The sequence below is a fragment of the Nocardia colli genome (assembly GCF_008704205.1).
Lineage (GTDB): Bacteria > Actinomycetota > Actinomycetes > Mycobacteriales > Mycobacteriaceae > Nocardia > Nocardia colli.
In genome coordinates this window covers 103,252-126,618 of the sequence record NZ_VXLC01000003.1, presented here as the reverse complement: position 1 = coordinate 126,618, position 23,367 = coordinate 103,252, and the positions used below count along the sequence as shown (strand labels likewise).

Annotated in this window: 23 protein-coding genes; 9 read left to right on the top strand and 14 right to left on the bottom strand. The window is 66.9% G+C overall.

The annotated features are described in order from the left end of the window. Positions 1-7 precede the first annotated feature (7 nt). From F3087_RS07635 to F3087_RS07625, 3 genes are all read right to left on the bottom strand, one after another. The gene (locus tag F3087_RS07635; RefSeq protein WP_150401142.1) at positions 8-688 is read right to left on the bottom strand and encodes a hypothetical protein; all 681 of its coding nucleotides are present in this window, start codon (positions 686-688) and stop codon (positions 8-10) included. Between the two features lie 149 nt (positions 689-837). Continuing rightward, positions 838-2,022 (bottom strand): PucR family transcriptional regulator, encoded by a 1,185-nt coding sequence (locus F3087_RS07630; protein WP_150401141.1) that lies wholly within the window; start codon positions 2,020-2,022, stop codon positions 838-840. Positions 2,023-2,197: 175 nt separating this feature from the next. Then, a complete protein-coding gene (locus F3087_RS07625; RefSeq protein WP_150401140.1) occupies positions 2,198-2,827 on the bottom strand; it encodes a TetR/AcrR family transcriptional regulator in 630 nt (209 codons plus the stop codon). A 112-nt stretch (positions 2,828-2,939) separates the two neighbouring features. Here F3087_RS07625 and F3087_RS07620 point away from each other — a divergent pair, with 112 nt between their 5' ends. Next, the gene (locus tag F3087_RS07620; RefSeq protein ID WP_150401139.1) at positions 2,940-4,310 is read left to right on the top strand and encodes an ABC1 kinase family protein; all 1,371 of its coding nucleotides are present in this window, start codon (positions 2,940-2,942) and stop codon (positions 4,308-4,310) included. 221 nt (positions 4,311-4,531) lie between these two features. Further along, a complete protein-coding gene (locus F3087_RS07615) occupies positions 4,532-6,637 on the top strand; it encodes an AMP-binding protein (protein WP_150401882.1) in 2,106 nt (701 codons plus the stop codon). Here F3087_RS07615 and F3087_RS07610 read toward each other — a convergent pair. The 4 genes from F3087_RS07610 to F3087_RS07595 form a co-directional block, all read right to left on the bottom strand. After that, on the bottom strand, positions 6,630-8,057 hold the full coding sequence (locus F3087_RS07610) for an MFS transporter (RefSeq protein ID WP_150401138.1): 1,428 nt from the start codon (positions 8,055-8,057) through the stop codon (positions 6,630-6,632). The two genes, F3087_RS07615 and F3087_RS07610, sit on opposite strands and share 8 nt — an antisense overlap. 37 nt (positions 8,058-8,094) lie before the next feature. Further along, positions 8,095-9,084, bottom strand: a complete 990-nt coding sequence (locus F3087_RS07605; protein WP_191093911.1) for an alpha/beta hydrolase — start codon at positions 9,082-9,084, stop codon at positions 8,095-8,097. A gap of 243 nt (positions 9,085-9,327) precedes the next feature. Further along, positions 9,328-9,522, bottom strand: coding sequence for a ferredoxin (locus tag F3087_RS07600; protein WP_150401136.1), 195 nt, complete (start codon positions 9,520-9,522; stop codon positions 9,328-9,330). Between the two features lie 23 nt (positions 9,523-9,545). Continuing rightward, positions 9,546-10,766, bottom strand: a complete 1,221-nt coding sequence (locus F3087_RS07595) for a cytochrome P450 (RefSeq protein WP_150401135.1) — start codon at positions 10,764-10,766, stop codon at positions 9,546-9,548. Positions 10,767-10,862: 96 nt separating this feature from the next. Here F3087_RS07595 and F3087_RS07590 point away from each other — a divergent pair, with 96 nt between their 5' ends. Together F3087_RS07590 and F3087_RS07585 are read left to right on the top strand one after the other, a co-directional pair. Continuing rightward, positions 10,863-11,492, top strand: a complete 630-nt coding sequence (locus F3087_RS07590; protein WP_150401134.1) for a TetR-like C-terminal domain-containing protein — start codon at positions 10,863-10,865, stop codon at positions 11,490-11,492. A gap of 83 nt (positions 11,493-11,575) precedes the next feature. Further along, positions 11,576-13,000: a metallophosphoesterase gene (locus F3087_RS07585; RefSeq protein ID WP_150401133.1), complete on the top strand. Its 1,425-nt coding sequence runs from the start codon at positions 11,576-11,578 to the stop codon at positions 12,998-13,000. On the opposite strand, the gene F3087_RS07580 is transcribed toward F3087_RS07585, so the two are convergent. Then, positions 12,983-13,927 carry an NAD(P)-dependent oxidoreductase gene (locus F3087_RS07580; protein ID WP_191093839.1) on the bottom strand — a complete coding sequence of 315 codons (945 nt, stop codon included), beginning with the start codon at positions 13,925-13,927 and terminating at the stop codon, positions 12,983-12,985. The two genes, F3087_RS07585 and F3087_RS07580, sit on opposite strands and share 18 nt — an antisense overlap. Positions 13,928-14,119: 192 nt before the next feature. On the opposite strand from F3087_RS07580, the gene F3087_RS07575 reads away from it, so the two are divergent. Both F3087_RS07575 and F3087_RS07570 read left to right on the top strand, forming a co-directional pair. Next, positions 14,120-14,497 (top strand): DUF1048 domain-containing protein, encoded by a 378-nt coding sequence (locus F3087_RS07575; protein ID WP_223884908.1) that lies wholly within the window; start codon positions 14,120-14,122, stop codon positions 14,495-14,497. Further along, positions 14,494-15,288, top strand: a complete 795-nt coding sequence (locus F3087_RS07570) for an alpha/beta fold hydrolase (protein ID WP_150401131.1) — start codon at positions 14,494-14,496, stop codon at positions 15,286-15,288. Before F3087_RS07575 ends, F3087_RS07570 begins: the two co-directional genes overlap by 4 nt. 4 nt (positions 15,289-15,292) lie before the next feature. Here F3087_RS07570 and F3087_RS07565 read toward each other — a convergent pair whose 3' ends face one another. From F3087_RS07565 to F3087_RS07550, 4 genes are read right to left on the bottom strand one after another with little or no spacing between them, the layout of a single operon-like run. Next, positions 15,293-15,913: a response regulator transcription factor gene (locus F3087_RS07565; RefSeq protein ID WP_150401130.1), complete on the bottom strand. Its 621-nt coding sequence runs from the start codon at positions 15,911-15,913 to the stop codon at positions 15,293-15,295. After that, on the bottom strand, positions 15,910-17,052 hold the full coding sequence (locus F3087_RS07560) for a sensor histidine kinase (RefSeq protein ID WP_223884907.1): 1,143 nt from the start codon (positions 17,050-17,052) through the stop codon (positions 15,910-15,912). The genes F3087_RS07565 and F3087_RS07560 overlap by 4 nt, the downstream gene beginning before the upstream one ends. Next, a complete protein-coding gene (locus F3087_RS07555) occupies positions 17,049-17,864 on the bottom strand; it encodes an ABC transporter permease (RefSeq protein WP_150401129.1) in 816 nt (271 codons plus the stop codon). The genes F3087_RS07560 and F3087_RS07555 overlap by 4 nt, the downstream gene beginning before the upstream one ends. Continuing rightward, a complete protein-coding gene (locus F3087_RS07550) occupies positions 17,861-18,847 on the bottom strand; it encodes an ABC transporter ATP-binding protein (RefSeq protein WP_191093837.1) in 987 nt (328 codons plus the stop codon). Before F3087_RS07550 ends, F3087_RS07555 begins: the two co-directional genes overlap by 4 nt. 149 nt (positions 18,848-18,996) lie before the next feature. Between F3087_RS07550 and F3087_RS07545 the strand changes: the two genes are divergently transcribed. From F3087_RS07545 to F3087_RS07535, 3 genes are all read left to right on the top strand, one after another. Continuing rightward, a complete protein-coding gene (locus F3087_RS07545; protein WP_150401128.1) occupies positions 18,997-19,185 on the top strand; it encodes a hypothetical protein in 189 nt (62 codons plus the stop codon). Between the two features lie 265 nt (positions 19,186-19,450). Continuing rightward, positions 19,451-20,368 carry a cyclase family protein gene (locus F3087_RS07540; protein WP_150401127.1) on the top strand — a complete coding sequence of 306 codons (918 nt, stop codon included), beginning with the start codon at positions 19,451-19,453 and terminating at the stop codon, positions 20,366-20,368. A 32-nt stretch (positions 20,369-20,400) separates the two neighbouring features. Then, entirely contained in the window at positions 20,401-21,852 is a 1,452-nt protein-coding gene (locus F3087_RS07535; protein ID WP_150401126.1) for an alpha/beta hydrolase, read from the top strand. Positions 21,853-21,856: 4 nt separating this feature from the next. Here F3087_RS07535 and F3087_RS47395 read toward each other — a convergent pair whose 3' ends face one another. Beyond that, positions 21,857-22,012, bottom strand: a complete 156-nt coding sequence (locus tag F3087_RS47395; RefSeq protein ID WP_223884906.1) for a BBE domain-containing protein — start codon at positions 22,010-22,012, stop codon at positions 21,857-21,859. Beyond that, entirely contained in the window at positions 22,009-23,349 is a 1,341-nt protein-coding gene (locus tag F3087_RS07525) for a cation:proton antiporter (RefSeq protein ID WP_150401125.1), read from the bottom strand. Before F3087_RS07525 ends, F3087_RS47395 begins: the two co-directional genes overlap by 4 nt. Positions 23,350-23,367: the final 18 nt, after the last annotated feature.

Here is a 23,367-nt window from a genome sequence, read left to right as displayed (position 1 = left end):
TTCCTTGCTAGGCAACCAGTTCCATCTGTCCGCGGGGCGCGGTGGTTGGCTCGGTCGGGAAGCTGAACTGCACCAATCGATGTGGGGGTTCGGTTTCGAAGTAGGCGATGGCGGAGGGGATGAAGCCGCCGATCATTTTGTCCAGGAGGCTGTTCACGTGGGCGAAGCCTGGGCGTAGGTGGACCGGCCAGCTGGGTAATCGGCCGGCGGGGACGTCGACGGTTGTCCGCTTCAGCACTCGGGCCGTGACCGGCCAATGGACGGAGAAAGCCAGCCATAGGTCCAGGGAGGTCTCGGCTCCCTCGGCGAAGTCCAGCCCGCGCAGCAGTGTCAGTCCCCCGGCGAATGGCACTACGTTCGGCGGGAAAGGCCCTACGCCGCTACCGAATTGGAGGTGGGTGGTGTCGAGGAAATGCGCCTCCTCGCGCGACACGACGGTGTTCTGCGAGCGCGTCTCGGCCCGGTAGTCCGCCGCACGCAACCAACCGCCGACCCGGCTGAACCGTTGGTCGATGGTGATCGTCGGATTACCGTCGCCCGCACGGAGTTCGACCGTCGAGTGGTAGTCATGCTCCGCCCGCGTCACCACGCTCGTCAGCTCGAACGCCTGCGCCCGCTCGGGGACGCCGACGGCATACACGGATTTCTCGCCGTCGGGAATCACGGGGTCGCGGAACGCAGTGCGCACATGTCCTCCTGCCGGCCGATGACCGAATTCCGGTTCGGCTACGACGCTAACGATCATCAGGCAGGAAAGACCTGCGCACGGCACGGAACTGGACAGCTCACAGCTATCGGGCCGGTCGTTTTGGCACAGTTGCCTACTACCCGACCGGATCAAGCAAGCTGTCGGGCGATCAATGCCGAACGCAGATACCACAATCCACTCGCCCGGGCCGGATCGAACCCGGTCAGCTCACCGATCCGCCGCAGCCGATAGTCGACCGTATTCGGATGCACGCCAAGGCGTTCGGCCGCGCGCAACCTGCTCAGATCGACGTCGATGTAGATCTGCAAGGTGTCGCGCAGTTCCGGATGCTCGTCCAACGGCGTGAGATGGTTGCCGAGCACCTCACGGGCGATCCCGGGGCGGCTGAGCTGGTGTTGCAACGCCAATTCGGCGAATCGATGCAGGCCGGGGTCGAGCCCCATCCGTTGCGCGGTATCGAGAAGTTCGTGCGCCTGCCGAGCCGCGGTCGGCACCTCCTCGGGCCGCGCGTTCACCACGGTCGCGGTGATCGGCACCAGCGCCGCCTCGGCCAACGCCCGCACCAGCCCGTCGAGTTCGGCATCGGTGCTCGCGGTACACGGCACGAGCACAGTTCCCCCGTCGACGGACAGCAACGACAGCGCCGCACCATCGAGCAGCGCCGCGAGCGCCGATTGCAACCGGCGCAGCTTGCGCCGGGCGACGACCTGCCGATCGAGCCCGGGCCGGTCCTCGTCGGGATGCGCGGGCACCGCGAGGGCGAGCACGAAATACTCTGCGGCAACCAGCAAATCGTGCGCCGGCGGCTGACCGCCGAGCAGCGCGGAAGTCAGGTTGTGCGTCGCGGTCTGATGCTCGGCAGCGTCGGCTTTGTACTCCCGGACGTAAGCCTTGCTCACCGCGCCGGTGACCAACTTGGACAACTCGACTACTCGCCCGATCGCGGTGACGACACCGACCGTGTCCGCGGGCTCCAGCCGAGCGATCAGATCGAGCCCGGACTTGAACGCCTCGTTCACGGCTCGCAGCACCGTATCGATCGGAATCCCGGCATGGGCGCACCCTGCCGCCGCGGCCTCGAGACTGTCGGTGCTCACGGGCCCGGGATGCCCGTTCAACCGATGGATCAGCCAGTCGAGGCAGATGCGCACAACGATTTTGACCTCACCATGCAGCGCGGCGCCGGAAAACGGCCCGGCCGCCGCGACGTGGTCGATCACGGTGCGGGTCAGCGCGTCCAGATCGCGCGCCGACAACGAAATCTGTCGCCCGAGCACACCGAGCTCGGGTCGGTCGAGACTCTCGATCGTCACCGGTGGCCTCCTTGCCATTTCCTCGTGGAAGCAACGGTAAACCGAGCGGGCGCTCACCTTCTACTCCTCTTTGCGCACACTGCCCGCAAGCGCACTCGCAGCCGGTTACCAGGGGAATCGATGGATCAACGCGGGGTTCGGGCTGAGCAAAGTGCGGACGTACCTAGCGAGGTGCTCACTTTTCGACGGCCATGATTTCGGCGTCGATCCAGGCAGCCATCATCCGGGCGGTCATGCGCAGCGACTCCGCGCGGGACTCCGCGTCCACCTCCAGCGCACTGGCCCGCAGCACCGCCGCGAAACCGGTGTTGATCAGCACGAACGTCATCAGGTCGTACTCGTGGTCGTCGCCGGGACCGAGCATCTGGATCACCAGTACCTTCATCAGCAGCCGCAGGCGGGGTTCGAACTCGGGGATGCCGCTGTTGTAGAACTGCACCCCGGCGACCAGCGCCCGCACCAGCAGGGCGTTTTCGACCAACTCGTCGGCGATGACGGACAGGACGCCGTAGATCATCTCGTCGGTCGGCCGCTCCCCGAGGCCGAATACCCGCTGGGAGAAGCGTCGCTCGACATTTTCGAGCAAGCGCCGGAGCAGCTCTTCGACCATGACCGAACGGTCGGTGAAGTAGCGGTAGACGGTGCCGATGCTCACCCCGGCCGCGGTCGCGATCCGGTTCGTCGAAGTGTTGGCGATGCCGCGTTCGCCGAACAGCTGCGCGGCGGTGTCGAGGATGTGTTCCCGGGTGGCTTTGGCGCGTTCCTGGGTCGGACGGCGGCGCTCTCCTGCGGCTTTCGGCGGCATCGCGTACTCCTGCCTGCTCGTGCTCGAAAATGAGCTTTGCTCAGTTTAGTCCGGCTCGAGTATGCAAGAGTGAGTGCCATCACGCGGCAGGTTCGCCAATGGAGGTGCGACAGTGGGCGATCGAGTACCGAGGGGTCGCCTCGCGCGCGGCAGCAAGCTGGGTCGTCTGGCCGCGGGGCAGGCGGTGCGCGGAGTCGGCACCCGGTTATCGATGATCGGGCGCACCGAGCAGGCCCGGCAGCGGCTGTCCGAACGGTCGACTTTGCAAGCCGCGCAACAACTTGTCACGGTGCTCGGCGGGCTCAAGGGCGCGGCGATGAAGCTGGGCCAGATGCTCTCGGTGCTCGACGTCGACCTGCTGCCGGAAGCCCATCGGGAGATGTTCCGGGTCAAGCTGGCCGAACTGCGCGATCAAGCGCCGGCCGTCGCGTTCCCGGCCATGCGGAAGGTGGTCGAGGGTGATCTCGGGCCGATGGCGCGCGTCTTCGCCGACTTCGACGAGACCCCTATCGCCGCGGCGTCGATCGGTCAGGTCTATCGGGCCCGGTTGCGCGACGGGCGGGCGGTCGCGGTGAAGGTCAAGTATCCGGGCGTGGACGACGCCGTCGAAGCCGATATGCGGAATCTGGCGCTGTTCAGCAAGCTGTGGAAGTCCATGCTGCCGAGCGCGGCCGACGCGGAGGTACTCGACGAGATCGCGCGCAATATCGGCAGCGAACTCGACTACGTCCGCGAGGCGGACACCCAGCATCGGGTGGCCGCGCGCTACGTCGGCCATCCGTTCGTGACGGTACCGGACAGCATCGAAGACCATTGCGGCCCACACGTTCTCGTGACGGAGTTCCTCGAAGGCAAGCCGTATCAAGAGATCCGGGAGCTACCGAGCTCAGACCGCAATCGGATCGGTGAGCTGATCTACCGCTTCTACATCAGCTCCCTGTTCACCGACTTCGAATTCTGCGGTGACCCGCATCCGGGCAACATCATGCTCGCCGACGACGGCCGGCTCGGTTTCGTCGATTTCGGCCTGTACCACAGCATGAACCCGGTGCACGTCGAGCTCGAACGCGCGTGCCTGCAAGCCGCGAGCGAGTACCGGGCCGACGATCTGTACGACCTGTGGGTCCGCCACGACATCATGGATCCCGATTCCGGCGTCGACGCCGCGGAGGTCCTGGAGTACGTCTGGGCGGCGGCCGGCTGGCACCTGGGCGACGAGGAAATCACCATCACTCCCGAATTGGCCACCGGCGCTTTGATTCTCGCCATCGATCCGCGCGCCGCCGAGTTCCGCGGCATGCGCCAGCAGCGACTGCCCGCCGAGCACGTGTTCTCCCGCCGGGCCGATCTGTTCACCTTTGCCGCGCTGGGGCAGTTGGAGACCACCAACAACTGGCACCGGATCGCGCGGGAATGGCTCTACCGGGAACCGCCGGTCACCGAGATCGGGCAGCAGGTCGCGCGCTGGAGTGCCGCCCGGTAGCGCCGGAATCCCGTTGCACTTTGGGCGAATTCACATCCGGGCGCCCCGGCTCTTGGGCAGCGCACAATGTAGGAGTAAATGGTGAGCAACTGCGCCGTCGCACCGCATACTGAGATCGATTGCAGGTCGCCGGCGCTGGTGCTGCCAGCCGGGTGACCCGTGGTCGAGGGGCACCCGCCGGCCCCCGAGCTGTTCGAACCGGCCGACGAGAAGTGCATGAGTTGGTTACCGACATCATCGATGTGGGGGCGGACTTCGCGGTCGCCCGTAAAGCCCTGTGGGATCTGCTCCTCGAACCGCAGACCTACCCGCGGCTGTTCGCCGGAATCGGCGCCTGTGAGCTGGTGGAAGCCCGTCCGGACAGCCGGATCGCGCAGGTGCGCATCGGCACCGCCAGCTCCGGTATTCGCACGCATCAACTGCTGCTCACGGTGTGGCGCTGGTACGAGAGCTTCGAATTGCAGTGCCCTGGCACCGGCAGCTTCGTGTCCGTCCGGCTGCGCGGTGACGAGGAGCGCACCAAGGTCACCGTCACCGTGTTCGCACCGGGCCGGCTGCATCCATCGATCGCCGAAGGGTCCAACGCCGCAGTGGTGGCGTGGGTCAACAGCGGACTGAAGCGCGCGGTCGACGTCATCCGTGGCGCGCGGACCTCGACCGTGATCAACGCGGAGAACTCCCCGGTGCGACGGCAGGTCAGCGTGGCCAAGCAGATGGTCACCGTCGGCGTCGGCCGGACCGCGAACTTCGCGACCGGCGTCAAACAGGCGCGGTCCCTGGCGAAGTGGGGCTTCAACCTGGCCGGTGGATACGCGACCGCCGCGGCGCACACCCCGGACCAGATCGCCGTGATCGACGACTACGGCACCCGCACCTTCGCCGAGATGCACACGCGCACAAGCGCACTGGCCGGTGCGATGGCGAAGCTCGAGCTCGGCTTCGGCGACACGATCGGACTGCTCGCGCGCAACCACGCCGGAATGGTCGAATGCATGGTCGCCGCAGGGAAACTCGGCGTCGACGTGGCGCTGTTGAACGTGGGGTTGTCCGGCCGGCAGATCGAGGACATCGTGCAACGGCACCGGCTGGCCGCGCTGTTCGTCGACGGCGACCTCGAACAGCTGGTGCATTATCTGCACTCGGACCTGCCGCGCTTCAACACCGACGGTCGCTGCGTCGCACCGGGCCGGGTCACCATCGATGACCTGATCGCCAAGGGCGAGGAGCGATTTCGGCTGCCGACCCGGGCGGGCCGATTGATCGTGCTGACCTCGGGCACCAGTGGCACGCCGAAGGGTGCGCGCCGCCCGCAGCCCAAGGGTTTCGGCACCATCGCTGCGCTGCTGTCGCGGATTCCGCTGCCGATCGCGGAGCCCATGCTCATCCCGGCCCCGCTGTTCCACACCTGGGGCCTGGCCGGATTGCAGATCAGCACACCGTTGCGCGCGACGGTGGTGCTGCCGGAGCGGTTCGACGCCGAGGAGTGCCTGCGGCTGGTGGCCGAACACCGGGTCGCCAGCATGATCGTCGTGCCGACCATGGTGAACCGCATCCTCGACCTGCCCGCGGGGGTGCGCGCCCGCTACGACACGTCGAGCCTGCGCGCCGTCGTCAGCTGCGGTGCGCCGCTGGCCGGGGCGACGGTGCTGGACTTCATGGATGCCTACGGCGACCTCCTCTACAACGTCTACGGTTCCACCGAGGTCTCCTGGGCCACCATCGCCACCCCGGACGACCTGCGGACCGCGCCGACCACCGCGGGCAGGCCGCCGCTGGGCACCAGGATCGCGGTGCTCGGCCCGGATCAGCGCCCGGTGCCGGTGGGCGTCACCGGGCATATCTTCGTCGGCAACCATATGCTGTTCGACGGTTACGTGAACTCGGCGCCGCCGACCGAGGCGGACGGCATGCTCGACACCGGTGACCTCGGTTATCTCGATGTCGCGGGGCGGTTGTTCATCGCGGGCCGGGACGACGAGATGATCATTTCCGGTGGCGAGAACGTCTTCCCGCGGCCGGTCGAGGAGGCGCTCTCGCACCTGCCGCAGGTCAGCGAGGTGGCGGTGGTCGGCGTCCCGGATCAGGAGTTCGGCCAGCGGCTTGCCGCGTTCGTGGTGAAACGCGAAGGATCCGGGCTGGATTCGGACATGATCCGGTCCTATATCCGGCATCGGCTCAGCCGCTTCTCGGTGCCGCGCGACGTCACCTTCCTCGCGACGCTGCCGCGTGGCGAGACCGGAAAGATCCTCAAGCAGTTGCTCATCGGACCGCAGGCCGGTGATGCGCCGTTGTCGTCCGCGCTGGGCGGTCCGCATTTGATCACGTGAGCCGCTTGGCCGGGTCCGGCAGGGCGAGGGTCGGCAAGGCCATGGCCATCGCGCCGATTGCGATGGCGGACAACATGATCACGCTACCGGTCAGGGTGTGGGCGCGGAAGAACACCACGCTCAGCAGGGCGAGGCCGACCGCGTTGCCGATCTGTTCGATGGTGGGCAATTGGCCGGAGGCCTCGGCCATCTGACGCTCGCGCAGGCCAGCCAGCATGAGCGGCTGGAGTTGCACGCCGAACAGGCCGACGCCCAGGCCCGCGATGAAGACCGGGCCTAGGGCCAGCGCGAGGTTCACGTTTCCGTTCGTCAGGTGGAGGTAGCCCGCGCCGATCGCGACGCAGCCGCCATAGACGGCGATGCCTGCCGCGAGTACCTCTACCCCCCAGCGCTTTACCAGGAATGGCGAGGCGAGCGCGCCCGCACCCGCGCCGAGGGCGAACGGTGTCATCGCGATGCCGGTGCGCAGCGGGGAGAAGTGCAGTTCGTCCTGCAAAGTGATGGATACGGTGAAGACGAACGCGGTGAACAGGCCGAAGAAGCTCGCTACCAGTCCGGAGCCGAGGGCGAAGCCGCGGTTGGCGAACAGATCGAGGCGTACCAGTGGACTGCCGCCGCGCCGAGTCAGTCTACGCTCGTAGCCGAGGAATACCGCACCTACCGCGAGCGACGCGGCGATCACCCCGAATGGCCCTGGCCGCCAGCCGTTCTGCTGGATGTCGGCGAGCGCGGCGAGCAGTCCGAACAGACTCACGGTGGACAGCGCGACGCCGCCGAGGTCGAGTCGGTCGCGTTCCTTCGGCTGGCCGAGACGCAGGTAGCGGAATCCGAGCGCGAAGGCGAGCAGGCCGATCGGCAGGTTCATCAGGAATACCGAATGCCAGCCGAGGCCGGCGATATCGGCCGTGACCAGTGCGCCGCCGACGATCGGGCCGAGCATCCCCGCGAAGCCCGCGGTCGCGCCGTACAGGGCGAACACCTGCTGATGGCGGTTCGGCGGGAAGCTGGCGATGAGGATGGCGATGGTCTGCGCGGCCATCCCGGCTCCCGCGGCCCCTTGAAAGATTCGGGCGATCACCAATTCCATTGCGCTGGTGGACATGCCACACCACACCGAGATCGCGGTGAAGGCGACCACGGAGACCAGGAATACGATGCGCCGACCGAAGATGGCGCCGATCCGGGCGGCGGTGAGCAGGGTGCACGCGAAGGCGAGCGAGTAGCCGGACACCACGAGCAGTTGCTGCGACGGCGACGCGGCCAGGTCCGCGGTGAGGTTCGGCAGCGCGGTGTTCACGATGGTCACGTCGATCATCTGCATGAATACCGCGATGAGACAGCCGGTGAACGCGAGCCACGCGTCGATTCCACCGTCCGCGGGCGCACCGGGCAGGTGCGTGCCGAGAGCACTATCCGACATCAGAGTTTCTCCCAACAGTCGCGTATCTCAGGCACATTCACCGATTCAGGGCCGCGCTGAAGACCGGCCAGGAGTTGTGCAGGTCCTGCTGCCAGTACCCCCAGGAATGCGTGCCGGACGAACGCAGGTCGACCGTGGCCGGAATATCCAACTCCCGCAGTCGATCCCGCAGCTGCTGCGTGCACACGTTCGCGATGGCTTCCAGCGGTGCGCCGAACATGTACTGATAGGCCAGCTGCACCAGGTCGCCACGGACCCCGTCGACGGTATCTAGCGGGCCGGGCCTGCCGTTGCCGCTCGCCACGTATATCGCTGTACCGCGCAACTTCTCGGCATGCAGGTACGGATCATTGGCCGCCCAAGCCGGATCCCCCGGCGGCCCCCACATGTTCACCGTATTGCCCTGCTGGCTGGTGACAACGGCGTTGACCACGGCCTGACCGCGCGGATCACTGGTCCGCACACAGCCGCTGTACGAACCGATCGCGCGATACACACCGGGCGCGCTCAATGCCAGCTGAAACACCGCGGTCCCCGACATCGAGATCCCGGCAATCGCATTCGCACCGGTCGTCTTCAACGTGGCATCGATGATCGGCGGCAACTCACGGGTGAGGAAGGTGGCCCACCGCTGCGTACCGAGCGCCGGATCATCCGCCCGCCAATCGGTGAAGTAACTACCCCCTCCCCCGAACGGAATGACGACATTGACCTGCTTGTCCGCGAAGAACTCCGCAACATCGGTCGCATCGGCCCAGTTCTTGTCCGCGCCCCCATCCGAACCATTGAGCAGATACAACGTCGGCGCCGGTACCGAATCATCCGGAGCACGAAGAACTTTCAGAACGACCGGCCGACCCATCAACGCCGAGTGGACAGTCAGATCAATACCCGCCCGACTCTCGGCAAAACTCACCACATGAGAGCCATCGGGAGCCGAAATCGGCTCCGGCATAACCGGTTCAGCCTGCGCAGTCCCGGTCAGCACGATCCCGGCCAGCACCGCTATCGCACAACGCACGGCCATCACCACCGCGCCACGGACAATACGATCGCCCACGCGGCACCTCCGCCACTCCGTGCAGTCCCTGATGTGCGCCGACGCTAACCCGCCCCCACCACCCCGAACCAGCCTTCCCCAATTCCTTGGGACACCTGACCGCCACCCCCACACCCCACCTGGAGCCCATCACAACCGCACCGAAGTCAACCGGACACAGTCGGGCCGCGCCGTCAGCGCCTTTGCCTGACGACGCAGCCCGACCAGTACTTATTCGGTGAAGGTGACGGCGCCGGAGGGGCAGATGTCGGCTGCTTCGCGGACTTCGTTTTCGGTGGTGGGGTCGGGGGTGGGGGTGAGGACTTTGACTAGGCCGTCGTTGTCGTCTTGGTCGAAGGTGGTGGGGGCGGTGAGGGCGCAGAGGCCGGCGCCTATGCAGACGGTGCGGTCGGCGGATACTCGCATGTGCGGGCTTCTTTCGTGGTCGGTTACCAGGTGACCGGGAGTTCGTTGACGCCTTGGATCGTGGAGCCGGGGCGCAGGGTGAGCTGGTCGGTGGGGACGGCCAGGCGCAGGGTCGGGATGCGCTCGAAGAGGCCGCCGAGGATTATCTCCAGTTCCAGGCGGGCCAGGTTCTGGCCGAGGCATTGATGGACGCCGTAGCCGAAGGCGATGTGGTGGCGGGCGGAGCGGTGCACGTCGAACGTGTCGGGCGCGGCGAAGACCGAACCATCGCGGTTGGCAATGGAATTGGAGATGAGCACACCCTCGCCGGCCTTGATCACCTGACCGTCGATCTCGATGTCGGCTTTGGCGAACCGGCCGCCTGCGATGTCGGCGATGGCGAGGTAACGCAGAAGTTCTTCCACCGCACCCGAAATGAGGGTGGGGTCGGCGCGCAGGGCAGCGTGCTGGTCCGGATGTTCGAGCAGGGTGATCACCGACAGCGAGGTCATCGACGCGGTGGTCTCGTGGCCTGCGACGAGCAGCAGGATCGCGGAGGACACGAGTTCCTCGCGGCCGATCTCGCCGTGCGCCAATTGATCCGCGACCAGACTGGACAGCAGGCCGGGTCCGGGTTCGGCCTGCGACCGGGTGATCAGTCCGTCCAGATAGACGGCGAGTTCATTACGCGCGGCGCACGCGCCCTCGCCGCTGGTCGCCTGCACCAGGCGACGGCTGGCGTCCTGGAATTCATCGTGGTCTTCATACGGCACGCCGAGCAGCCGGCAGATCACCATGGACGGCACGGGCAGCGCGAACTGACTGACCAGGTCGGCGGGCGGACCCGCGGCGAGCATGTCGTCGATGAAACCGTGCACGATCCGCTCGATGTCGGCGCGCATGGCCTTGACCCGTTTCAGGGTGAACTCGCTGATCAGCATCCGTCGCTGCGCACCGTGCTCCGGCGGATCGAGGCTGATGAACGCGGGTTTGCTCTCCTGGAAGAAGCGGAAGCGCGGCGACAGGGCGGGAAAGTTCGCGTGCGTGCGATCCGACGACAAGCGCGGATCGGCGAGCAGGGCGCGGGCGGTTTCGTGTTTGGTGACGACCCAGGCTTGGGCTCCGTCGAAGAGCGTCACTTTTCGCAGCGAGGCCTCATCGTCGCGTAACTGCGTGTAGTGCTCGGGCAGTTGATAAGGGCAGGTGCGGTCGCTCGGAAAGGCGGGAGCGTTGTCGGTTCGGGGTGTCACAACAGTGTCGGTCATCGGTCCCCTCGAGATCGTAAGATACTCTTAGTACTCTATTTTTAGATTAGAGTGTCTTCCCAAGCAACGCAACGTTTTTCAGGAGCCAGGCCGCCAGTGAAAGTCCAGCAACCCGTCGACTCGGCGACCGATTACCGCAAGGGCACGCGCAGGCGCGGCGAGGAATTGGAGCACGCCATCCTCACCGCGACATTGGCCGAACTCGCCGAGGTGGGTTACCCGGCGCTCACCATGGACCGGGTCGCCGCCCGGGCGCGCACCAGCAAGACCGTCCTCTATCGCCGCTGGGCCGGCCGCGCCGAACTGGTGGTGGACGCATGCAAGTTGGGCGGCACCTCCGATGTCGAGATCCCCGACACCGGCGAACTCCGCGCCGACGTGATCGCCCTGCTGCATCAGATGGCCACGAAGATGGCCACGCCCTACGGCGGCATCATGCGCGGCCTGCTCGCCGAGCTGACCCGCGATCCCGAGCTCGCCCGCCTCATCCGCGAACACGTGCACACGGCCGGACCCGCGACGATCCACACGATCCTGGAGCGGGCCGTCGAACGCGGCGAGGTGGATCGCGCCGTCCTGAACTCCCGCCGGGCAACGGTCGCGCCCGACCTGTTGCGCAACCATTTCCTGCTGTTCGGCGTGCCGGTCGAGGAGGACGTGATCGTCGGCATCGTGGACGACGTGTATCTGCCGCTGGTCCTGCGGCATCCGCCTTCGTCGCGATAAGGACATTTCATCGACGGTGCCAGCACACGACACGTTCAACTGGCGACCGTAGTGTCGATGGAGTAGCGGCGGACGGAGATCCCATGCTCGATCCACGACTCAGAACTGCCTGGCTGGCGAACATCGCGGTGGGCGCGGCGGCGGTGACCGTGCGGACACCGTTCCGCCCGCCGGCGCGGCTGACCCTGATACGTGCCGATTCGGTTCGGACACAACGTGATTCGCTGAGCGTCTCGGACCTCGAATTGGTCACCGTGACCGACCGATCCGCGATCCTGACCTGGACGACCCGGGCCCGCGATCATTCCGGACGCCTACGCCCGGTCCCCGCGGACACCGAGGTCCGGATCGCGCCCGCGGACCAACTCGGGCCGGCACGGACCTGTCACCTCGATTCCCGCTCCACCGCATACCATTACGCGGAGATCAACGGACTGGAGCCGGGCCGCACCTACCGGTTCGAGGCGTACTCGTACGGCCGCCGCGCCGTCCCCGCCCGCACCCTGGTGACCCGCAAATCCGGAACACCGGAATCCACCGGCACATTCACCACCGCGACTCCCCCACCGGGCCGATTGCTGCGCACCATCGCACTCGCCAACGACGTGCACTACGGCGAGCACACCAGCGGACTGATAGTCAGCGGACTGCCCACCGGGTTCCGCCACGACACCGCGCAGTACCCGGAGATCATGCTGGACGCCCTGCTCGACGACGTGCACAGCCCGGACCGCGCCGCCGATCACCTGATCATCGCGGGCGACCTCACCGACAGCGGCACCCGCGACCAATCACGCGCTGTGCGTGCACGATTGGACCGCTGGGGCAGCCTCGGCCAGGACTACTTCGTCTGCCGCGGCAATCACGACAAGCCGGAACAACTCCGCGGCGAAACCCGGGACCACTGGGGCGCGGTGTTCCACAGCCGCCAGCGACTGGTCGAGTACCACCTCGGCGGACTGCGCCTGATCGGGCTCGACACCACACGGCTGACCGGTTCCGGCGGCACTATCGTCGCCCCGCAACGGGATCAGCTACGCGACCTCCTGTCCGCCGACCCGCACCGGCCGACGTTGATATTCGGCCATCACCCGGTGACATCGCATGCGGCAGTGAGCAATCCGGGCGGACCCGGCTTCGTCCTCGACCCGTCGAACGCCGCCGCGCTGCACACCCTCTACCGCAATGCCCCGGGCGTCTTTCTCCATCACAGCGGCCACACGCACCGAAACCGCCTCAGCCGCCCCAACATCGGCATCGATGTCGAATTCCTCGAAGTCGCCGCGGTCAAGGAGTATCCGGGTGGATACATGCTGCTGCGCATCTACGAGGGCGGCTACACGGCGAACTTCTACAAGACCCGCTCCGACGCCGCCCGCAGTTGGAGCACCCGCACCCGCCGCCAGTACCTCGGCCTGCACCCCGATCACTCGCTCGGCAGTTGCACTGATCGCAACCACGTCAGCCTGCGCGATTTCTCCGGCGTGAGTTCACTCCGCGAGATGTGAAAGCGGTTCCCCGGCAAGCACTCTGCGCGCATTCACGGCGAACGTAGCCGCCATCGCAGCGTACGACTCTTCGGTGACACCACCGATATGCGGTGTGACGCAAACATTCTCACTCAACAGCGGATCGCCGGGATCGATGGGTTCTGCCCAAGTGACGTCCAACCCGGCACCGGCCAAACGACCGGATCGCAACGCGTCGAGCAGTGACCGATACTCCACGATCGGTCCGCGACCCACATTGATCAGCCACCCGCCCGGCGGCATCGCCGCGAACTCGTCGGCACCGACCAGGCCCCGCGTTCGCTCGGTCAGCGGACAACAAACGATCAGAACTTCGGTGCCCGCCAAGGCTTTTCGGAACACATCGATCGAGTAGTACCGCTCGGCCGGAACCAGACCGCTCAGCGCCGGATAGTCCCGATAACCCCGCCGCCCGACCGCCGTCGTCACCACATCGAACGCGGAAAGCCGAGCCAGCAACGCAGTACCGATCGCACCAGTGCCGAGCACGGTCACCGCCTTACCGGCCAGCATGCTCCCACTCGGACTCCCGACTCGACGCTCGGCGACACTCACCTGCGTTTCGCCGAACCGCCGCAACAACATCAGCAGATGCAGCATCGCGATCTCCGCGACCGCCACCGCATTCCCGGTATCGGCGGCAGGCACAAACGCCACCGGAATCCCCCGCTCCCGCGCGGCGACCAGATCCACCCCTTGCAACCCCACCCCGAACTGCTGAATCAACCGAGGCCGCACGGCCTCCATCAACCCCGCATCGATACTGGCCCCCAACGGAACCAGCACATCCACGGCCCGCAATTCACGCGCACCCACCACCAGCTCGACCAGCTCCGCCTCCGGCAACGCCACCCGCAGATGCCGCCGAACCTCAGGAAACTCGGCCCCGCACAGTCCGATGATCACCCCGGCAATCCTGCCCGAATCGCGCCGCGCGCGCAGTCCCTCAACTATTCGCTATTGCTAAGTACCGGTACTCATCGTTACTATCTACTAGTAGTAAGTAACACCAAGTAGCAATCGAGGACATCGCGAAAAGCACTGGAGGACAAGGAGCTTCCTCCCGGAACGACTCGAACGGCTCCACGAAGGAGACCGATGACCATGTCCGACACCGCGAACGCCGGCTTGATCGCAAAGCTGGTCGGCCCCAAGCAACGCTGGCGCCGGTACAAGACGCGCATGCGCCGGCTTCCGCCCAACTACCGGGCGGCGGTCGAAGCGATCGAACAGCACATGATGCACTTCGTCCCGATCGACGGCGAGCACGACGCATCGCGGTTCGACGACCTCGCCGACCTGTTCGAGCAGGCCGCGGCGGACGCGACGCCGATCCGCGCGATCGTCGGCGCGGACCCGGTGCATTTCGTCGAGACGTTCGTCGAGAACTACTCCGACGGCGGCTACGTCCCCGCCCGTGCCCGCAGACAACTGACCGAAGCCATCGCCCGCGCCGAGGAAGGCCAGCCCCGATGACCACCACGAACTGGACCGGCATGGTGCCGGTCGACGACACCGCCCTGGCCGTCACCGATACCGGCGGCCCAGGCATCCCGGTGCTATACCTCAACGGCCACATGGCAACTCAGCGAAACTGGCGACGCGTCATCGCCGAACTGGGCCCGAGTTGGCGGCACATCACCTACGACATGCGGGCCCGCGGCAAGTCGAAGCCTTCGGCGGACTATTCGTTCAAAACGAACGTCCACGATGTCGACGCGGTGCTCGCGGCCAGGGAGGTACCGCGCGCGCTACTGGTGGGCTGGTCCTACGGCGCGTTCGTCGCGGCGCACTGGGCGAGCCGCAATCCCGGCCGCGCGGTCGGCGCGGTCTTGGTCGAGGGCGCGCAACCCTACGACTGGATCGATGAGATCGACATCGAGCAGATGCGGAAGCTGTGGCGGCGGCTGAGCTGGCTCATGCTTGCGCTGCGCCCGACCGGCCTGACCCCGAAGATGACCGCGGAACAGATGGCGGACAGCAACATCGAGGCCGGGATGATCGCCCGCAAACGCGAACTGGACCCTGTCCTGGACAACATCACCGTCCCGACGCGATACGTGAACGCCTCGGGGTCCTCGCTCGGCAGCAAAGGCGATGAGCAGGAACGGATCCGAGCCGGCCTCGACGCGGTCACCGCGCGTAACCCGAACATCCGGATCAGCGCGAAAGTCGCCAGCAACCACGGCGCGATCCTGCGCAAGGATTTCCGCGCCGTCGCCGCGGCCGTCCGCGAGGTCGGCGCCCTCGATCACGCGGATCGCTGAGCAGTCAGATCCAGCCCTTCTCCCGCGCTTTGAGGGCGGCCTCGTAGCGGTTGGAGACGCCGAGTTTCGCCATTGCCGAGGACAGGTAGTTGCGGGTGGTGCCGGCGGAAAGGTGAGCGCGGCGGGCGATGTCCTCGACGGACGCGCCGTCGATGGCGTACTCGAGGACGTCGGCCTCGCGGGCGGTGAGCACGGTGTCGCCCGCGCTGATGGCTTCGGCGGCCAGTTCGGGGTCGACGTATCGGCCGCCGCGGTGCACGGTGCGGATCACCTCGGCCAGTGTCGCCGCGGAGGTCGTCTTCGGCAGGAAGCCGCGCACACCCGCGGCGAGGGCACGTTTGAGATACCCGGGGCGGCCGTGACTCGTGACGATCAGCGTGCCCGCACCCGGGGTGAGCCGCTGTAGTTCGATGGCGGTCTCGATGCCGTCGATGCCGGGCATCTGCAGATCGATGACCGCCACCGCGACCGGCTCGCCGCTCTCGGTCCGACGCCGCCACGCCGCGAGCAGTTCATCGCCCGAGCCGACGTGATCGATCACCTCGAGGTCGGCTTCCAGATCGAGCATGGTCGCCAGCGCGGCCCGGATGAGCGTTTCGTCGTCGGCGAGAAACACGGGAATCATTTGTTCTCCCAATGGATTTGGAGGGTGAACTGCTCGGGTGTCGCGGTCACGTCGAGGGTCGCGCCGACGGTCGCGAGGCGCTCGCCGAGGCCGCGCAGTCCGGATCGCTCGCCCGGCGTGCCGTCCGGACGGTCGTTGCGCAGGGACATGCCCGCGTCGCCGAGCGTGAGCACCGCCGAGGTCGCCGACGAGTGTTCGACGATGTTCGTCGTTCCTTCGCGCACCACCCACGCGGCCACCTCGTGGAACCGCGCGGGCACCTTGGCCGCATCGCCCTCGACGTCGAGCCGGCAGCCCACCGCCGACAGCAGCGAGCGTGCGCCGCCCACCTCCCCGCGCAGATCGATACCCCGGTAGCCGCGCACCAGTTTTCGCATCTGCCCCATCGAGTCGACCGCGAGCGTCTTCACCTCGTCCATCTCGGCGGCCGCGCGGTCGCTCTGACCGGATCGCGAAAGCACCGCCGCGAGTTCGCTTTTCACCGCGATCGCGGAGAACCCGCGGCCGACGATGTCGTGCAGGTCCCGGGCGAAGCGCAAACGCTCTTCGGCCACTTGCAATTCGGCTTCGACGCCCTTCGCCCGATCCAGCTCGTCGACCACCCGCACACCCCACGCGGTCAGCAATGTCGTTGCGACGACAAAACATCCGGCGATATAGGTCACCACGGCCATGACCAGACCCATCAGCGGTGAGGAACCGATGAGCAGCCCGGTCGCCACGCTGATGCCGAGGACGATCCACCATTTGTGCCGCAGGAACGCGACGACGGACATCATGCCGAGCACCGCCGCGAAGAGACTGGCGATACTCCCTTGCCCGACGACCGAGTCGCTGTCGGCCAGCCTGGCGACCAGCGCGAAGATCAGCCACACCCCCACCAGCGCCACGATCGAAGCCGGTAGCGCCCACCGACGCCACCGAGCGGCCGACGGCCCGGCGAAGTCGGGTGCCACTTCCAGCGCAACGACGGACGCGAGACCGGCGACGACCACCCCGACGGTCAGCCACGGTCCGCGCGCACTGACCGACATCCCCGCGATCGCCGACACCACCGCGACCTGGATGGTGACGCGCGTGTAGAGCCGGAACTTGTCCGGCCCTGACAACGCGTCCCACCAGGAGGTCAAGCGGCTCAACCGCGATCGTCCCAGCGGAAACTCTTGCGGGTCAGCGCGAGCGCCAGGACGGTCCATATCGCCAGTGTGGCAAACGGCCGGCCGAGTTCGGCGAAGGTGCCCGCGAAATCCAGGGCCACGTCGGATGCGGCGGCGGTGGAGGTCTTGCCGGACGCACCGAGGGAAGCCAGATCGGAAATGGCCGCGAACGGCGTCCAGTCGGCCAGCGCGGCGAGCCGATCGGGCAGCACCGTGCGAATGGACCCGAGGCCGACCATCGCGACCACCATGATGGGCAGCGAGGTCATCTGCGCGGCCTCGGCGTTCTTCGTCACCGCACTGGTCGCGAGCGCGAGTAGCGAGAACAGCACGATCCCGCCCACCAGCGCGAGCACGATCGCCAGCGGGTTGACCGGTGCGGGTGCGCCCGCACCGTAGATGACCGCGGCGACGACGACCGTGCCGAAGGCGGTCATCACCACACCGGGAACCGCCGGGGCGGTCAGGATCTGCCAGTCGGCGGCCTCACCTGTGCGCAACCGCTTCAACACGCCTTCGCTGCGGCGCGTGGTGACCATCGACAGCACCGAGTAGTACTGCACGAAAAGCAAAGCGAGCAAGGTGAACATCTCGAACGCGATCGCCGCCGTGGCCGTCGTCGGTGCGTCGTCTTTGATCGCGATGAAGTAGGTGGCGAGCGGGATGCCGATCGGAAAGAGGGTCGCCATCCAGACCAGCGTCTTGTTGCGCCGGAACTGCAAGTACTCGGCCTTCGCGAGCGCGACCAGCGGGCGGCGGCGGAACGCGGTGGTGGGTGCGGCGAGGGTGGTCATCGGGCTGCTCCGATCAGTTCGGGGGTGGACGCGGCCGGGGCGACCGGTTCGTTGGCGATGTCGAGGAAGACCGCCTCCAGCGAGGCGGCATGGGCTTCGAGCCCGCGCAGTTGCAGTCCGTGCTCGCGGGCCCAGCCGAGCAGTTCGAACAGGTGACCTTGCAGGTCGTAGGTGCTGACCGTGACCCGGGCCTGCGCGTCGATCTGTGCGGCGCGCAGCTGCGGCAACGGCAGTCCCGGATGATCGAAGACGATCCGCGCCGGATGACCGTCGACGATCTCACGCAACGTGCCGGCCCGGGCGACCGCGCCCTTGTGCATGATCGCGATCCGGTCGGCCAGCGCCTCGGCCTCGTCCAGGTAGTGCGTGGTGAGCACCATGGTCACGCCGGAGGCCTTGAGGCCCGCGAGCAACTGCCAGGTCGCGCGGCGGCTCTCCGGGTCGAGCCCGGTGGTCGGCTCGTCCAGGAACAGCAACCGGGGCTGGCCGAGCAGAGCGCAGGCCATGTCGACGCGGCGCTGCTCGCCGCCGGAGAGCGAACCGACCCGGACGTCGGCGCGATCGGCCAGGTCGACCTGGGCGAGAACGACGTCGGAGGTGGTCGGGTCGCTGCACGTCCCGCGCCACATCTCCAGGGTTTCGCGGACGGTCAGCTCGGCCGGCAGGCCACCGGCCTGCAACATGATGCCGACCTGCGCGCGAACCTGATCGCGGTCCCGGCGCGGGTCGAGGCCGAAGACCTCGACGACCCCGGCCGAGGGCGCGGCGAGCCCCTCCAGCATGTCGAGGGTCGAGGTCTTGCCCGCGCCGTTGGTGCCGAGCAGCGCGAAGACTTCGCCCTCGAAGACTTGGAGGTCAACGCCTTTCACCGCCTCGAACGCGGCCTTGCCGGTGCCGTAGGTGCGGCGTAGTCCGCGTGCGGTGATGATGTCGTCGGTCGGTCGCGCATGCTGTGCGCGGTCCGGCAAATGAGTGCTGTTCATGACTTCTACGATCACGGACCGCGGCCGGCGGCAGTAGTAAGCGCAGTCACCGAAACCCGGTGGGTTGTGCATGGATTGCCGATGACAAAAGTCATACGGTTGCGCCCGGAACCTTGGGGTACATCCTGGTCACTATCAGGAGGTTCTACATGTTGGCCATCGCCGCCGCCGTGGCATTCGCACTCGCGTTGCTGCTCGATCTGACCACGACCACCCTCGGGGATTCCATCACCGCAGGCACTCTCACCACCGTCGGGCTGCTACTCGTGGCCCTGCACCTGGCCGGTGTCGGCACCGGGGCGCGCTCGTTCAACTTCCGTCGCCGCGGCCGCCGGTAGACATAGCGAAATCGGCACTGGCAGAACGCCTCGATTATGCGAAGACGGTGCAGGTCGTAGCGTCGAACACACGAAGGTCGGTACGGACGCGAAAGTCCGTGCCGGCCGTTGTGTCTCCAACCCATTGGTGTGCGACCGACCGCTTGACTGTGCCGCTACGGCATGGTCTTGACTGTTCGGCGTGCCCGGCACAGGCCTGCCGCCGTTCGCTCGAGCAGGCCCACCGCCGGACGTCGCCGATCAATCGCTATCGAGGGAGACAACCGTGTCAGCTGACACCACCACACCTCCGGCCGCCGGTCCCGAACAGGCCGGAAGCCTTGCGCCGCCGAGCAATTGGGGCCGCTGGGGCGACGACGACGAACTGGGCACGTTGAACTTGATCACCGACGAGGCGCGCGAGCGGGGCGCGCGCGAGGTCCGCATCGGGCGCTCGGTGTCGCTGGCTGTGCCGATCCAGCCCGCGCCGGTGATCAGCGGTCCGTTCGGGCCGTACCCGGCCGAGACGTCGCCGGTTCAGCTGGTCATGCAGTACACCGGAAGCCCGGTGTTCGCGAACGCGGACGTCATGACCGTCACCAATCACCACATCAAGTCCACGCATCTGGATGCGCTGTCGCACATGGTCGTCGACGGTCAGGTGTATCCCGGGCGGCCATTGGACGAGAGCGTCACCATGAGCGGCGTCCAGCACGGATCGACCGCGGCGTTCGCCGCCGGGATCGTCACCCGCGGCGTCCTGCTCGACCTCGCGATCGACGGTCCGGTGCCCGCCGACCGGGCGATCACGTCCCTGGATCTCGACGCCGCGGAACAACGCCAGGGTGTGCGGCTCGAATCCGGTGACGCGCTCGTCGCCCGATTCGATTGGGTGGCAACGCGATATCGCGGCAACCCGATGCCAGGGATGACCATCGACGCGCTGCGCTGGATGCACGAGCGCGGCGTTTCGGTGTATGCCGGCGACCTCTCCGATACCTACCCGCCGCAGCCAGGCGGTCCCCCGGCCATGCACAGGGTGGCGCTGCCGCGACTCGGCATGCCGTTGATCGACGGCGTCGACGCCGATGAACTCGCCGCGGTCTGTGCGGAACTCGACCGCTACAGTTTTCTGTTCGTCGCCGCACCACCACGTATCCACGGCATGACAGGAGTTCCGGTCAACCCGGTCGCGATCTTCTGATACTGCCTCGACTTCTGTTGGGAGACAACGGCATGCGCCGAACATTGTGGTCCGTCATCGTCGCGATCGTCGCGGCCTCGATGGTTCCGGGGGTGGCAACGGCGACAGATCCGCTGTCGTGGGGCGCCTGTCCGGCGGACGTCACCGGCCCCGGTCTGCAATGTACGACTCTCGAGGTCCCGCTTGACTATCGGAACCCGGACGGGCCGCAGATCCAGATCGCCGTCTCTCGGCTGAAGAGCAGCGCCCCGGCCCAACGCCGGGGCATTCTGCTGACCAACACCGGCGGTCCGGGCGGGGCCGGGCTGAACTTCCCGGCCGATCTCGCCAGGCTCGGCCTGCCACAGAACGTGCTCGACAGCTACGACGTGATCGGCTTCGACCCGCGCGGCGTCGGCCACAGCACGCCGGTCACCTGCGCGCTGACCCCAGCACAGCAGACGAGCAACATCCCGCCGTACGCCCGCGACCCGATCGATGTGGCGCAGCGCAGTGCGGCGGTAAAAAACATTGCACACCAGTGCGGTACATCCGCGACAGGATCGATGCTGCCGTTCATCAACACGGCGAACACCGCACGCGACATGGACCGGATCCGGGCGGCGCTCGGCGAGGAGAAGCTGTCCTACCACGGCATTTCTTACGGTACCTACCTCGGTGCGGTGTACGCGTCGCTGTTCCCCGACCGCACCGACCGTGTGGTGCTCGACAGCGCGACCGGCCCCGGCGGCTTCGACAGCACTCACTCGCGCAGGCTGGCGGAGGGCTTCCAGGAGCGATTCCCCGACTTCGCGGCGTTCCTGGCCGCCCACCCCGAGTACGGCCTGGGCGGCACGCTCGAGCAGGTCACCGCGAAGTACTACGAACTCGCCGCCGAGCTCGACGCGATACCGAACCCGGCCGGCGGCGGATACGGCGCACTGTTCCGCCAGGCCAACTTCGGCATGCTCTACTTCGACAAGACGCTGCCGACGCTGGCCGAGGTCTGGCGCGCGGCCGACACCGGACAGGCCGGCGACACCCCGCCGGCGCCGCCGGACCAGGACAACTACCTGTCCAGTCAGCTGTACGTGGTCTGCAACGACTCCGCGTGGCCGAAATCGGAACTGGTATACCAGGGCAACGTCGCAGTCGACCGGGTCCGCTACCCCATGTTCGGCGCGGCGGCGGCGAATATCTGGCCGTGCGCCGATTGGCCGGACCCGGTAGAACCCTCGGTCCAGATCAACGACCGTGGTCCGTCGAACATCCTCATCGTGCAGAACCTGCGCGACCCGGCGACTCCGCTGTCCGGAGCGCGCGAACTGCAACGTGCATTCGGTGACCGCGCTCGAATGGTCACCGCCGATCAGGGCGGGCATCTCGCCTATCTGTTCAAAGACAACACCTGCCTGAACGACTCGGTGACGACCTTCCTGGCTACCGGACAACGCCCGCAGCAAGACGTGGCGTGCGCGGCAGTAGCCGCACCGGCCGGTGGTTGAGACGCTACGAACCGGGCGGCGCTATCGACAGTAGATGACGAAAGATGTTGCACGGGTCCCACTTTGCTTTGATCCGCGGTAGCCGCGGTAGTAGAGGGTGTGCCGGAGGTGTTCCAGTGCGGGTCTCGCAGGTCGGGGTCCGGGTCAGCGCCGCAGTCACGCTGTGCGCGAAGGGATTTCGTCGGGGAGTGAGTCGACGCCGCGGCGGCGGAGGTCGGCGCCGGAGAGGAGGGGCCAGCCTTTGCGGAGGACGTGGTCCAGCCAGAAGCCGCAGGCCTGAGAGGTGAGGACGGCGGTGAGGACGAGGGTGGTGTAGAAGGTGGCGTTGATGATGCCGGTGTCGAAGGCGACGGAGGCCATGACGATGCCGGGGCCGCCGCGGGCGTTCTGGGTGACGGCGAGGTTGACGATGTCGAGGCGGTTCATGCCGGCGAGTTTCGCGCCGAGGCCTACGGACAGGAAGACGACCAGTGAGGTGCCGAGGAGGAAGCCGATGAGCATGAGCGGGTTGAAGGTCTTCGAAAGGTCCAGGCGGTAGCCGACTATCGCGAAATAGAGGGGGACGAAGAAGTGGCCGGAGATGTCGCTGAGCGATTGCATGGGGTCGCGGAAGCGTTCCTGCTCGGTGCCGCGCATGCCGCCCATGACACCGAAACCGGCCAGTAAGGCGGCGAAGGCGAGGGTTACGTCGAGCGCGGCGGCCAGGGACACGTAGCCCAGGAACACAGTGAGCATCCACGCGATGGGCGAGTTGCGCGCCACCACATTCCAGCTCGCCCGCGAAAGTTTGCGCAGCACAGCGGGCATGACGGCGAGCGCGATCACCACGTACGCGGCGTTGACCGCCATGTGACTGCCGATGGTCGCGGTCAACGCGTCACTGTCGGCATTCAGGGTGGCGGCAGCGATCGCGGTGGCGACGGACAGCACACCCCACAGGGCGATGTCTTCCAGTACCGCCGAACCCAATTGGAGGCTGGCGAACCGGGTGTGCAGGATGCCGAGGTCGTAGAAGATCTTGGTGATGACCGGAATCGAGGTGACCGCGGTGGCGGCGGCGAAGACGAGCACGACGGCCTGCTCGCTGCCCGCGGAACCGGTGAACTCCTCAAGCGGCAGCAGCGGCGCGGCGAAGAGAGCGATGAAGAACGGCAGTGGCGTGCCGATGCCGAGGATCCAGGCGGTGGCCTTGCGATTGTCCTTTCCCAGCAGGTGTTTCGCCGCACAGCCGGAGACGAACATCAGCATGAGCAGGCCGAGGTTGTACAGAAATCCGAAGACCACCGCCTTGGCTTCCGGGTTGCCGGTGCCGAACAGGTCGGCGGCGAAGCCGGGCACGATCTTCCCGAGAACGGTGGGGCCGAGCAGGATTCCGGCGAGGATCTCGCCGACCACCTTGGGCTGGCGGAGTTTCCGGAACAGCTGACCGAGGAGGTTGGCCGCCAGCAGCAGCACCAGGATGGCGAGCAGGATCTGTCCCAGTTGCGGATTCGTCATCGAAGCTCTCTGCCTTTC